Annotated in this window: 11 protein-coding genes and 1 pseudogene; 3 read left to right on the top strand and 9 right to left on the bottom strand. The window is 62.9% G+C overall.

Annotation, left to right across the window (positions count from 1 at the left end; genetic code table 11):
• Positions 1-6: 6 nt before the first annotated feature.
• The 3 genes from edd to zwf all read right to left on the bottom strand — a co-directional run bounded on the left by edd (position 7) and on the right by zwf (position 4,074).
• Positions 7-1,830, bottom strand: coding sequence for a phosphogluconate dehydratase (gene edd, locus LB564_RS06230; protein WP_224535921.1), 1,824 nt, complete (start codon positions 1,828-1,830; stop codon positions 7-9).
• Between the two features lie 73 nt (positions 1,831-1,903).
• Positions 1,904-2,620: a 6-phosphogluconolactonase gene (gene pgl, locus LB564_RS06225; protein WP_224535919.1), complete on the bottom strand. Its 717-nt coding sequence runs from the start codon at positions 2,618-2,620 to the stop codon at positions 1,904-1,906.
• Positions 2,602-4,074 (bottom strand): glucose-6-phosphate dehydrogenase, encoded by a 1,473-nt coding sequence (gene zwf, locus LB564_RS06220; RefSeq protein ID WP_140705938.1) that lies wholly within the window; start codon positions 4,072-4,074, stop codon positions 2,602-2,604. The genes pgl and zwf overlap by 19 nt, the downstream gene beginning before the upstream one ends.
• A gap of 312 nt (positions 4,075-4,386) precedes the next feature.
• On the opposite strand from zwf, the gene LB564_RS06215 reads away from it, so the two are divergent.
• Positions 4,387-5,133, top strand: a complete 747-nt coding sequence (locus tag LB564_RS06215) for an SDR family oxidoreductase (protein ID WP_224535917.1) — start codon at positions 4,387-4,389, stop codon at positions 5,131-5,133.
• A 92-nt stretch (positions 5,134-5,225) separates the two neighbouring features.
• Positions 5,226-6,530 carry a Mur ligase family protein gene (locus LB564_RS06210; RefSeq protein WP_224535915.1) on the top strand — a complete coding sequence of 435 codons (1,305 nt, stop codon included), beginning with the start codon at positions 5,226-5,228 and terminating at the stop codon, positions 6,528-6,530.
• A gap of 33 nt (positions 6,531-6,563) precedes the next feature.
• Here the strand turns inward: LB564_RS06210 and LB564_RS06205 are convergent, their stop codons facing one another.
• The 4 genes and pseudogenes from LB564_RS06205 to LB564_RS06190 all read right to left on the bottom strand — a co-directional run bounded on the left by LB564_RS06205 (position 6,564) and on the right by LB564_RS06190 (position 10,920).
• Positions 6,564-7,430 carry an SH3 domain-containing protein gene (locus LB564_RS06205; protein WP_224535913.1) on the bottom strand — a complete coding sequence of 289 codons (867 nt, stop codon included), beginning with the start codon at positions 7,428-7,430 and terminating at the stop codon, positions 6,564-6,566.
• A gap of 377 nt (positions 7,431-7,807) precedes the next feature.
• Complete coding sequence (locus tag LB564_RS06200) at positions 7,808-9,094, bottom strand: NAD(P)/FAD-dependent oxidoreductase (RefSeq protein WP_224535912.1); 1,287 nt, start codon at positions 9,092-9,094, stop codon at positions 7,808-7,810.
• A 33-nt stretch (positions 9,095-9,127) separates the two neighbouring features.
• Positions 9,128-9,428, bottom strand: a pseudogene (locus tag LB564_RS06195) (four helix bundle protein).
• 55 nt (positions 9,429-9,483) lie between these two features.
• Complete coding sequence (locus LB564_RS06190) at positions 9,484-10,920, bottom strand: glutamine synthetase family protein (RefSeq protein ID WP_181173820.1); 1,437 nt, start codon at positions 10,918-10,920, stop codon at positions 9,484-9,486.
• Positions 10,921-11,340: 420 nt separating this feature from the next.
• On the opposite strand from LB564_RS06190, the gene LB564_RS06180 reads away from it, so the two are divergent.
• Complete coding sequence (locus tag LB564_RS06180; protein WP_224535911.1) at positions 11,341-12,057, top strand: HAD family hydrolase; 717 nt, start codon at positions 11,341-11,343, stop codon at positions 12,055-12,057.
• 73 nt (positions 12,058-12,130) lie between these two features.
• Here the strand turns inward: LB564_RS06180 and LB564_RS06175 are convergent, their stop codons facing one another.
• Positions 12,131-12,544, bottom strand: coding sequence for a response regulator (locus tag LB564_RS06175; protein ID WP_224535909.1), 414 nt, complete (start codon positions 12,542-12,544; stop codon positions 12,131-12,133).
• 271 nt (positions 12,545-12,815) lie between these two features.
• Positions 12,816-13,058, bottom strand: a complete 243-nt coding sequence (locus LB564_RS06170; RefSeq protein ID WP_006202762.1) for a hypothetical protein — start codon at positions 13,056-13,058, stop codon at positions 12,816-12,818.
• Positions 13,059-13,074 lie beyond the last annotated feature (16 nt).

Below are 13,074 nucleotides of genomic sequence, written 5' to 3'. Positions count from 1 at the left end.
AATGCGTCAGGCGGTGCCGAAGGCGCTGGCGCCGTGGTCGGCTCGGCCCACCAGCTGCCGCAAGCCCGCGAAAAGCTCGCGGCCGAAGCCGAACTCATTGCCGATGAGGTCGGCATCCGCGGTACGGCGCAGCGCGAACTCGGTTCCTGGCACCAGCACCTCCAGCGTGCCGGCATCGGCATCGAGGCGGATGACGTCGCCGTCATGAATCCGCGCGATCGGTCCTTCCTCGACCGCTTCCGGCGTCACATGGATCGCCGCCGGCACCTTGCCGGAGGCGCCCGACATGCGCCCGTCCGTGACCAGCGCCACGCGCTGGCCGCGGTCCTGCAGAATGCCGAGCACGGTGGTCAGCTTGTGCAATTCCGGCATGCCATTGGCCTTCGGGCCCTGGAAGCGGATGACGGCGATGAAGTCGCCGGTCAGCGTGCCCGCCTTGAACGCATCGTTCAGGCCCTGCTGGCTGTCGAATACCTTGGCCGGCGCCTCGATGATGCGTCGCTCCGGCTTGACGGCGGAAGTCTTGATGACCGCGTGGCCAAGATTGCCTGACAGCACCTTGAGGCCGCCAGTCGGCTGGAATGCCTTGTTGAACGGCGCCAGCACCTTTTCGTCGCCGCTGGTGCGCGGCGAGGCCTCGCGCACCACGCTGCCGTCGGCGCCGAGCTTTGCCTCGACCGCATAGGGCCGCAAGCCTTCGCCCCACACCGTCTGCACGTCCTCATGCAGGACGCCTTCGTCGAGCAGTTCGCGTATCAGGAAGCCGAGCCCGCCCGCGGCGTGGAAATGGTTCACGTCGGCAAGCCCGTTCGGATAGACGCGCGCCAGCAACGGCACGGCTTCCGAGAGATCGGAAATATCCTGCCAAGTCAGCGTGATACCGGCCGCCGCCGCCATGGCGATCAGGTGGATGGTGTGGTTGGTCGAGCCGCCGGTGGCATGCAGGCCGACGACGCCGTTGACGAACGAACGTTCGTCGATCATCCGCCCGACCGGCGTATAGGCATTGCCGAGCGCGGTGATCGCCAGCGCCCGCTTCGTCGCTTCGCGGGTCAAGGCGTCGCGCAATGGCGTGCCTGGATTGACGAAGGACGCGCCCGGCGTGTGCAGGCCCATGATCTCCATCAGCATCTGGTTGGAATTGGCCGTCCCATAGAAGGTGCAGGTGCCGGGCCCATGATACGACTTGGACTCGGCTTCCAGGAGTTCGGCCCGTCCTGCCTTGCCCTCGGCATAGAGCTGGCGGACCTTGGCCTTCTCATCGTTCGGCAGGCCTGTCGTCATCGGCCCGGCCGGAACGAAAATCGCCGGCAAATGGCCGAAGGTCAGTGCCGCGATCACCAGCCCCGGCACGATCTTGTCGCAGACGCCGAGATAGACGGCGGCGTCGAACATGTTGTGCGACAGGCCGATCGCGGCCGCCATGGCGATGACGTCGCGAGAGAACAGCGACAGCTCCATGCCGGGCTGGCCTTGCGTCACGCCATCGCACATCGCCGGCACGCCGCCGGCGACCTGGGCGAGGCCGCCCGCCTCGCGCGCGGCCTCCTTGATCAGGGCCGGATAGGTTTCGAAGGGCTGATGCGCCGACAGCATGTCGTTGTAGGAGGTGATGATGCCGAGATTGGGCACCTTGTCGGCGCCGAGCGCCAGCTTTTCCGAGGGGCTGCAGACCGCAAAGCCGTGAGCAAGGTTGCCGCAGGACAGCACCGACCGGTTGGCGGTCTGGTTCGACGCTTCGGCGATACGGCCGAGGTAGCGCTCGCGGCCCGCCTTGGAGCGCTGGCGGATCCGCTCGGTGATGGCTTCGATATCGCGTCTTGCGGTCATGGCATCAGGTCCTTTCAGGCGAGGTCCCGGAAACATCCTCCCGCAATTGCCGGGACCACTTGTAAACTCGAAATCAGGGCGCCCAGAAAACCTCCACGGGCCTGGGCGATGCGTCGAGCACGGCGCGGATAGGCTTGCGCGGTCCGGGCGCGACGGCGTTGTCGAAGGCGGTGCGCTTGTCTTCACCCTCTATGTGCAAGGCGAGGAAACCCGCATCGATGATGCGGGCGAGCGTCAGGGTCAGGCGAGGCTCTCCGGCGCTAGCCGCATGAACAGGCAGGATGATCCTGTCGGAGGCCGGGTCGAGCAGCTTCGGCAGATCGTCGGCGTCGGGAAAGAACGAGGCGGTGTGGCCGTCAGGCCCCATGCCGAGGATCACGACATCGAGCGGCCAGGGCAGGGATCGCAGTGCCGCATCGTCGGATGCCGCGGCATCCTCGATGCCGGTGGCTTCGTGGTAGAGCGGAACGAAACGGGCGGCCTTCGCTGCGTTCTGCAGCAGGTTTGCGGCAACCAGCCCGGCATTGGATCGCGGCGAGGCGGCCGGCACGAAACGTTCGTCGACCAGCGTCACGATGACCTTGTCCCAGGCAATCGGCGTCGTCGACAGCGCGGCGAAAAATTTCGCCGGCGTCGTGCCGCCGGAGACAGCCAGCAACGCCGTGCCGCGCCGGTCGATCGCGCTCGTTAGGCGATCGGCCACCTTTGTAGCCAGCGCCGAGGCCAGTTGCGGACGGTCGGGAAACGCGTTCCAGCTATAGCTGGCGCTGTTCAATTGCTCTCGTGCCATGTCCGCCCGTCACGTTCGATCAGCGCTATCGAGGCCGACGGGCCCCATGTGCCTGCCGTATAACCCTGTGCTTCCTGCTTGGCGCCTTCCCAGGCATTCTGGATCGGGTCGATCCATTTCCACGCCGCCTCGACCTCGTCGCGGCGCATGAACAGGGTCTGGTTGCCCCGGATGACATCCATGATCAGCCGTTCATAGGCGTCGGGCGCGCGGCCGTCGAAAGACTGCGCGAAGCTCATGTCGAGCGAGATCTGGCGCAGCCGCATGCCGCCCGGGCCTGGATCCTTGATCATGATGAACTGCTTGACGCCTTCGTCGGGTTGCAGCCGGATGACCAGCTGGTTGGCGAAGATCGGCCCGGCGCCGCTGTCGCCGAAGATCGAATGCGGAATCGGTTTGAACTCGATGACGATCTCCGAAACCCGGGTCGCCAGCCGCTTGCCTGTCCTGAGGTAGAACGGAACGCCCGCCCAGCGCCATGTGCCGATCTCGGCCTTGATGGCGACGAAGGTCTCGGTGTTGCTGTCCTTGCCGAGTTCCTCGACATAGCCCTTCACCGGTCCGCCGGCCGACGCTCCGGCGCGGTACTGGCCTCGCACGGTGTGCTTCGGCGCCTCGTTGCCGTTGATGCGCTTCAGCGCCCGCAGCACTTTCAGCTTCTCGTCGCGCACGGCGTCGGCGTCCATCGACGACGGCGCTTCCATGGCGACGAGGCAAAGCAGCTGCAGCATGTGGTTCTGCACCATGTCGCGCAGCGCGCCGGCCTTGTCGTAATAGGTGACGCGATCTTCCAGGCCCACCGTTTCGGCGACGGTGATCTGCACGTGGTCGATATGGGCGGAGTTCCACAGCGGCTCGTACAGTGCATTGGCAAAGCGCAGCGCCATCAGGTTCTGCACCGTCTCCTTGCCGAGATAATGGTCGATGCGGAAGATCTGGCTTTCGTGGAAGTCGTCGCCGACAAGGTCGTTGAGCGCCTGCGCCGAGGCCAGGTCGCGGCCGATCGGCTTCTCCAGCACGATGCGCGAATTCGGCGTGATCAGATTGTGCTCTTTGAGCTTGTGCGAGATGTCGCCGAACAGCGCCGGCGCCACGGCCAGGTAGAAGGCGCGGATGCTGTCGCTTTCGCCGATCGCCTTCTTCAGCTTGTCGAAACCCGCGCCGCTCGTCGCATCGGCCGAGACGTAGGAAAGCCGGGCGAGGAAGGTCTTCAGCTCCTTGGCGTCGATGTCGGCCGGTTTGACATGCTCCGAGATCGCCTGCTTGGCGAAGGCCTGGAATTCCTCGTCGCTCATCTTGGATCGCGACGTGCCGATGATGCGCGTCGGCTCGGAGAATTGATGGTCACGCTGGCGGTAGTAGAGCGACGGCAGGAGCTTGCGTTCCGACAGGTCGCCGGTGCCACCGAAGATGATGAAGTCGAAAGGGTCGACGGGGATGATCTGGCTGGTCATGGTCTGTCCGCTTTGACGCCGGTCGCGAGTACGCGGCTGATATATTCTAATCGATTTAAATTTTCCAGTGCCATGGTGTCACATCGAGGACCAATCGCTGGATATTGATTGGGTCCCACATGTGCGCTTGACACTGGCGCCAGCCGGAGGCTTGTCGGTGAACGAGGACTCCGGAAGCTTTCGCACCTGCAGCATAGAACGTGAATGTGACGAAAGCTAAGGGAGAAATCGGCGCTGCATCTGTCGCGGCACCGGCTGGGCCTTCAGCCCTCTCGTGCGAGCCGCGCGATGAACCCAAGGAGCGGGAAACGTATGCGTCTTGAGAACAAGGTTGCCGTCATCACCGGTGCGGCATCGGGCTTTGGCGAAGGCATGGCCAAGCGCTTCGCGCAAGAAGGCGCCAAGGTCGTCGTCGCCGATCTCAACGCCAAGGGGGCGGAACGCGTCGCCGGCGAAATCGGCGATGCGGCGATCTGGACGCAAACCGATGTTTCGCTGCGCTCCGAGTTCGACGAGATGATCTATGCGGCCAAAAGCGCCTTCGGCCGCATCGACATCATGGTCAACAATGCCGGCTTCACCCATCGCAATGGCGACATGCTCAAGGTCGACGAGGAAACCTTCGATCTGATCACGTCGGTCAACATGAAGGCGATCTACCATGCCGCGCTTGCCGTCGTACCGATCATGGAGCGGCAGGGCGGCGGCGTCATCCTGACCACGGCGTCCACCGCGGGCCTGCGGCCTCGGCCCGGCCTCACCTGGTACAATGCCTCGAAGGGCTGGGCCATTACCGCCACCAAGTCGATGGCGGTGGAACTCGCGCCGAAGAACATTCGCGTCAACTGTCTGTGCCCGGTCGCCGGAGAAACCGGCATGCTGGAGAAATTCATGGGCGCGGACACGCCTCAGCTTCGCGAGGCATTCCGTGCCTCGATCCCGCTCGGGCGGCTGTCGACGCCTCTCGACATCGCCAATGCCGCACTCTGGCTGGCCTCGGACGAGGCCGCCTTCATCACCGGGGTAGCGCTGGAGGTCGATGGCGGACGCTGCGTTTGAAGCGCATCGGCCGCATCGACAGCGTTTCTGACCGGGTTTGACTTAGGGTTCCCATGGCCTAGTGTTCAAAGGGTCAAGGGGGTGATGGCTTGATGGCCGCGGGATTGGGTAAGCTACGCGAAGGACTGCGGCGTCGCACCAGGGTTTATAGAGCCAGGCGCGCCCGGGCAAATAGCAAGGCGACCTTCATCGGCGTCACCGGCAGTTCGGGAAAATCGACGGTGACGGCGCTGCTCGGGCACATATTGGCCGCCCATCGGCCGACCTATGCGCGTCTCCTCGCCAACACCATGCAGTCGTTGGTCGGCACGCTCTACAAACGCATGCGGCAAGCCGGCGAGGTCGACTATGTTGTTTTCGAAGCCGGGGCTTTTGGCGTCGATACGATCCGGCCGATGGCGCAGATGCTGCAGCCTCATGTGGCGGTCGTCACCATGGTTCGCCTTGAGCATGTAGCCAGTTTCAGGACCCTGGAAAACGTCGCTGTCGAAAAACGTGCCTTGGTCGAGGCGCTGCGGCCGGATGGCATCGCGGTCCTCAATGCCGACGACCCCCATGTGGCCGACATGGCTGCCGGCGCCAGGTGCCGTGTCGTTACTTTCGGCATTGCCGCGGGAGCCGACTATCGTGTGACCGACATCCACGCCGCTTATCCCGATCGGCTGGCGCTGTCGATCGATTGGCGCGGAGGCCGGCTCCAACTCGAAACGCCATTTCCCGCCGAACATTTCTGGCTGCCGACCGCCGCCGCCGTCGCGACGGCGCTGGAACTCGGCGTTCCCCCGGATAAGGTTGCCGCCCAGGTGGCGACTTTCCAGCCATTGGCAAATCGCTGCGCCGTGATTGTCACCGACGGCGGTCCGCAATTCATCGTCGATGCCGCCAAGGCGCCCTGGCACTCCATCAACCTCGCCCTGGAAATTATTACCAAGGCCACCGCCGTTCGAAAGCGCATCGTCCTTGGCCAGATTTCGGACTATGTCGGCTCGACCAGGAAATACGACCAGGCCTATCGAACCGCGCGGGAAATCGCGGATCAGGTCATCTATACCGGCGACAATGCACATCGCTCGCGGGCGAGCCAAGCTGATCGCGATGGCGGCCGGTTTGTCGAGCTTCGCACGCCGAAGGACGTCTCGGACCATATCAAGCGAACGGCGGTGCCGGGCGAATTGATCCTCATCAAAAGCTCTTCAAACCTTCACCTGGAGCGCATCGCGCTCGCCTGGAAGCATGAGGTCAAATGCTGGGTTCCTGTCTGCGGCAAGCGGGAGGGCTGCGATACTTGCGGTCTGTACGAAGTGCCCTTTGAGCAACATCGCGACCACGTCAGGCAACGCAGGCGCGACAGAAGATGGCAACGGCTGCGCCGGATGTTCGGTGGCCGGTCGTCATAAGCCCGCCTCGGCGCATCCAGGCGCGGAGGCCCGCTACGCGCCGGTCTTGATGTAGCTCTTGTAGATCCAGCCGGTCTTGCCGTTGTAGACGATCTGGCACCACTGCTTGCAGCTCATCACCTGCACCAAGGTTCGGGCCGGCACCGTGCCGATGGCGGCCGCATTCTTCTTCGGCCCGCTCCGCATGGTCACTGCCCGCAGGACACGCCCGTTGCCGGCCGCCGCCACTTTGCGTGGTTTTGCCTTGGCCTGGCCATCGTCATCCTGGCTGGCCACCGGCTGCTCATCCGGCGCTTGCGGTTGTACAGCCGGGATAGCTGCGGTCTGCGCGCCATCGGGTTTGCCGCCATTCGTCGCCGCCTGGGGGGCGGCAACCTTGGCAAGTTCGGACGCGGCATCGCTGTTTGCCGATGGTTGTGCGAATGCGGCCGCGGTCGCCGGCTTGCCCTGGGCCTGCTCTGCCTGGGGCGTCCCCTGGTCGGGCGAAGCCGATGCGGCTTTCGCCTGTGAGCCGGTCCAGCGAGGATCATTGGCCGCGAGTGCCGGAATGGCGGCCTGGGCGGCAGCCATGGTCGGTGAAACCTGGCTGGGCTTGTGCTCCACCAGCGGTGTCACGGCGGCAACCGCCACCGTGGTGCCAGAGGTGGAAACTTTCGTCGTCTTCACCGGAATCGTCGGAATGCTTTGCTCCGGATTGGCGGCTGCCTGCCTCTCGCTGGCTGGCAATGCCAGCCACAGCGCCACCGCGGCAACGCCAAGCAAGGCGGCGGTGCCGACCGCGGCAATGACCAGATGCGAGTTCGAACGCACGCCCTGCCAAAATGACGGGCGCATGTCATAGCCGAACTGCATGGCAAAGCGCCGACGTTCCGGAGCACCGAAACTGAAGGGCTCTATCACTTTTGCCACCTCCATGAGCGGGCCGGTGTTCTTTCGATCAAATGTCGCAAATCATGCGTTCGATCGGCACCGGTCCCAAAACGCGGGCAGGCCCGCAACAATCCCCGAACAATTCGCCCAGATGCGGACCCTTCGCCCGCGATTGTGGCATCAGTACGCCATAACCGGGGATTCTGCGCCTTTGGCGGCAATTCCGCAATGCGTCCCCCGGGCAACAAATGTTACATGGATATTACAATATTACATGAGATCGTGATCGCATGGGATACCGGCAATCCGGGCCAGACTGAAGCATGTCGCGTATAAACGGACCAATGCAACGCGTTTTAGGGTCTTTGTGTTGATGCATGTCGTCTCTCACTTTTGGGAGACACGCATCAGATCCTGTCCCTGAGCGCAAACCAGTTGAGCGCCAGGAAAAGCAGCGGCGCGCGGAAACGGCGGCCGCCAGGAAAGGGCGGAATTTTCAGGTCCTCGATCAGTTTCAGCCGGTCGCGGTTGCCGGTAACAGTTTCGGCATAGAGCTTGCCGAAGAAGTTCGACAGCATGACGCCGTGACCGGAATAGCCCCCGGCCGAGATCACATTAGGCATCACTTCACGCACGAACGGCTTCCTCGGCACCGTGATGCCGACATAACCGCCCCAGCCATGGGTGATCTCGACGTCGCTTAGCGCCGGATAGAGTTCCGCGATCTGGCGGCGAATATGGATGTGGATATCCTTGGGATCGTTGACGCCATAGACCTCGCGTCCGCCGAACAGCAGCCGGCCATCCTTGGATTTGCGGAAATAGCGCACGACGAAGCGGGAATCGTCGACCGATTCGCCCCCCGGCAACACGTTCGAATCCGATCCCAGCGGCACTGTCGCGCCGATGAAGGATCCGATCGGCATGATGTGCGCGGCACTCACCGGCTCGAGCGTGCCGCCATAGGCGTTGACCGCGATCAGGCATTTTTGCGCCGAGATCGTCCCTCGTGGGGTGGAAACCCTGACCTTGCCGCCAGCCGAGACGATGCCAGTCGATGGCGTCCCTTCGAACAAATGCGCGCCCGCCTGTGCCGCCACCCGCGCCGTGCCGATCACCAGTTTCATCGGATGGATGTGGCCGGTGCCAATGTCGCGCGTGCCGCCGAAATAGGCGCTCGAGCCCAGCCGCTCGGCCGTCTCCGCCTTGTCCATGAAAGAAAGATGCGGGTAGGAGAAGCGGTTGGCCATGATCTCGGCATGCGCTTTGTAGTCGTCGACATAGCGCGGCTTGTGCGCGACCGAGAGCTGACCCGGTGCGTAGTCGATGTCGATCTGGTTGGTGGCGGCGAATTCGAGCAGATGTGCCTTCGCCTCCTCGGCAAGATCGAACAGCGCCTTGGCGCGAGAGAGGCCGTATTCGGCTTCCAAATCCTCCGCCCAGGCGCGCTGTCCGGTACCAAGCTGGCCGCCATTGCGCCCGGAAGCACCGTCGCCGAAGCGATGCGCCTCGATCAGCACCACGGCCGCTCCAGCCTTGGCCAAATGAACCGCTGCCGACAGACCGGTAAACCCGCCGCCGATGATAACGACGTCGCAGGTCCGATCGCCATCGAGCGCCGAGTACTCAGGCCTTGCCCCGGCCGTATCCTCATACCAGGAACGGCCGGGAGAGATGGGTGATTGATAAGTCATGATACTCATAGGGGAGTAGGGGAGTAGGGACAGCTAGTCGGCTGCAAGCTTACGGATTAGGAGTCGAAGGAGCTTTCCTACACTTTCGGTACTTGCCAACAAGGAGGTCGCCGTCGTTCGCGGCGCGATATTGCTGATAGGAACCTCGCACCTCTCTCCCATAGCCTTCAGCTATGTTAGCCGGAACCGAGGTTGCGGCTCGCCGCACTTGGCTGGTCAGTCCGTAAAGCTCCTCCTTGGGCCAGGATCTAGTCGCGCCGTAAACCGCCACCGCAAGATCCATTGCTTGTTGCCAGACTACCAGATCCTTGTAGGAGCCCGTTCTCTCCGTCATTTTTCCCCTACTCCCCTACTCCCCTACTCCCCTACTCCGCTACTCCCCTACTCCCCTATACATTCAGCAACAAATATTCCCGCTCCCACGGGCTGATCACTTCCATGAAGGTCTCGAACTCCGCCCGTTTGATCGCCGCGTAGGTGGCGGCGAAGGACTTGCCCAGCAGCGCGCAGAGTTCCTCGTCGCCCTCGAACAGGTCGACGGCTTCGAGCAGGCCGCGCGGCAGGTCGATCTCGTCCGCGTTGGCGGTCGTCAGCACCGGCGGCTCGGCCTTGACCTTTTTGGTGATGCCGATCAGCCCGCAGGCGAGCGAGGCCGCCACGGCCAGATAGGGATTGGCGTCGGAGGACGGGATGCGGTTTTCGACGCGCCGCGCCGCGGGGTCGGAACGCGGCACTCGGAACGCCGTGGTGCGGTTGTCGTAGCCCCATTTGTTGTTGACGGGGGCAGACGCCGCCTGCGTCAGCCGCCGGTAGGAGTTGACGTAGGGCGCGAACATCACCAGCGCGTTCGGCACGTGCTTTTGCATGCCGCCGATGAAATGGAAGAAATCCTCGGTCTCCGAACCGTCCTCGGCCGAAAAGATGTTCCTGCCCGTCTTCTTGTCGACGATCGACTGGTGGATATGCATGGCCGAACCCGGCTGGCCCTGGATCGGCTTGGCCATGAAGGTGGCGTAAATCTCATGCTTGAGCGCGGCTTCACGAATGGTGCGCTTGAACATGAACACCTGGTCGGCGAGCTCGATCGGGTCGCCATGGCGCAGATTGATCTCGAGCTGGCCGGCGCCTTCTTCGTGGATCAGCGTGTCGATCTCCAGCCCCTGGCTTTCGGAGAAATGGTAGATGTCGTCGATCAGTTCGTCGAACTCATTGACGCCGGCGATCGAATAGCCGGCGCCGCCGCCGATGGCGCGCCCCGAGCGGCCAACGGGCGGGGTCAACGGATAGTCCGGATCCGGATTCTTGCGCACGAGGTAGAACTCGATCTCAGGCGCCACCACCGGCTTCAGCCCAAGCTTGTCGTAGGCGGCAACGACGCGCTTCAGCACATTGCGCGGCGTGAACTCGACCGAGCGGCCGTCCTGATGGACGAGGTCGCAGATCACGGCAGCCGTCGGGTCTTCTTCCCACGGCACCACCGTCAGCGTCGAAAGGTCCGGCATCAGCTTGAGGTCGCCATCGTCTTCGGGATAGTGGAAGCCGTTGCCGTCCTCGGGATAGCCGCCGGAGATCGTCGTCATGAAGACGGCCGAGGGCAGCGCCAGTGAGGTGTTGGAGGTGAATTTCTTCGACGGCATCATCTTGCCGCGCGCCACGCCGGCCTGATCAGGCGTGATGCATTCGATATCCTCGATGCCGCGCCATTCCAGCCAATCGCTGACTTCCTTCCAGTTCTTCACACCACGCAGGTTTTTCACGAAGGCAGGCGTGCGCGCCCGTCCTCCGCGGCTCGACGGACGGACTTCCTTTTTTGCAGGCGGCATCATTCACCAGATTGGGTTGCGGATTTCGGAGTATAGCCGCGCCGCGCGATGGAAGGGAAGGGGAGCCGCCGCCGGGTAGGGGGTCAGTTTGAAATCGGTGGCGGACCCGCCCCGTCTCGACCGGGGGCCTCCAGCACATATGACTGGCGCTCTTCCCCTGAGCTACGGGCCGCCAACCGGGGATATATCAGACTGTCCGCTTTTTGTAAGGCAGCGCACCAGAGGCTTTTCGGCTTCTTTCGCTCCGATCAGCGCAACGATGTCGCTGATCTCCCAAAGCTTGTCTGTCACGCCAGCGGCCATCGCCGGGGTCGGAATTTCAAACTGACCCGCTACCCGCCGCCGGCAATTGTCGGTGCAGGTTGAAAACCGCCTGCCGGTCAGCCTAGGTTCGGCGTCTTCCCTGCACTCGAGAAGCCGGCGATGCGAACCAGCAGCGAACTGACCACGATCGGCTTCGATGCCGACGACACACTTTGGCAGAACGAACAGTTCTTCCGCATGACGGAAAAGCGCTTTGCCGCCATGCTGGCCGATCATGGCGAGGAGGCGCAGATCTCGGCGCGACTGCTGGAGGCCGAACGGCGCAACCTTGCGATCTATGGCTTCGGCATCAAGGGGTTTACGCTCTCGATGATCGAAACCGCGATCGAGGTCACCGAAGGGCGCGTGCCGGCCTCGGTCATATCAAGGATTCTCGATGCCGGCCGCGAGATGCTGGGCCATCCGATCGAGCCCTTGCCGCATGCGCGCGAGACGGTCGAGAAACTCGCCGGCACCTTCCGCCTCGTACTGATCACCAAGGGCGATCTGTTCGATCAGGAGCGCAAGCTGGCCGGGTCCGGCCTGGGTGACCTGTTCGACGCGGTCGAGATTGTCAGCGACAAGACTGCCGCGACCTATGCGCGCCTCTTCAGCCGCCACGGCGATGGTCCGTCAAGCAGTATGATGGTCGGCAATTCGCTGAAGTCGGACGTGGTGCCCGCCATCGAGGCCGGCGGCTGGGGCGTCCATGTGCCGCACGAACTGACCTGGGTGCTCGAACATATCGAGGCGCCGGTCGCCGAGCCGCGTTTTCGCCAGATACCGCATCTCGGCCAATTGCCTGACCTGATTGAGAGCATCGCGAAGCCGGGCTGATCGCGACTTCCATTATTTGCTTTCATGTATAAATTCGGAGAGAAAATCGTTGCACGACTTTCCCGGAATTGCCTCAGCGGCTGATCAGGCGATCGATCACCGGTTGCAGCCGTTCGGGCGTGATCGGCTTGGCCACCACCGCATCGATGACATTGGACAAGCCAAGGCTCTCCGGCGTGCCGTTCTTGGTTGAAAGCAGGATCACGGGAGGAAGCGATTTGCCCGAAGCCCGGCGCAATGTTTCGATGCCGGACATCAGATTGTCGCAGTCCTTGTTGTCGGGGCCGCCATCGAGCACAATCGCGCCAGGCACCAGCGTCCGCAAGGTTTTCGCCGCTATGTCAGGCGGTTCCGAGATTGGCCTGAGTCCGGACCGCTCGACAATCTTCGATACCACCACCCGGTTGACCGGCGATTTCCCGACAACCAGCACCCGCGAGGGATCGCGGATCGTCTCGATGCTTGAATCCCGGGTCCCCAGATTCACGTGCTTTGCGGTCTCGCCCTCGCTCTTCACTGGGCACCCAAGTCGGCCAAGAAGTTCGCCCCTATTTCAATGCAGAGTTGAATCCGGCGGACAATTGGCGTGAGATCGGACCCCATGTCAAGGCGAAATAAAAGACGCTCGCGGGCGTCTTCCACAACAGTGGATTCAAGCAACAGTACTGTACTGCTCTGTCCATGGCTCCGGTGCGTAAAAATAAAATTCACCTGCGCATACATTGCGCAGGTGAAAGGACCGCGTGGACGATTTCCGGTCAGCCATGGCTCTGCTGGGTGACGATTACCGGGATCAGCAGATCGCCCCAATTGCCGTCACCGCCATGATGCCTTGCCGAGCGGACCAGTTCCACCGAGACGCCCGCCTCGACCGCCTTCATCACCGACTGGTTCAGCCTGTGCAGATCGTTGGCCAACATGCGGATCGTCGCCTGCTGGTCGACGCTCATCGTGGTCGATTGCTCTTCCGCCCGTTCCTTGACACGGCTTATCGATGCCATTGGTCTTCTCCTATGT

Origin of the sequence: Mesorhizobium sp. ES1-6 (assembly GCF_020164775.1) — a bacterium.
In the GTDB taxonomy this organism is placed as follows: Bacteria; Pseudomonadota; Alphaproteobacteria; order Rhizobiales; family Rhizobiaceae; genus Mesorhizobium.
Note: the sequence above shows the minus strand (reverse complement) of the source record. Positions and strands in the feature narration are given on the sequence as shown.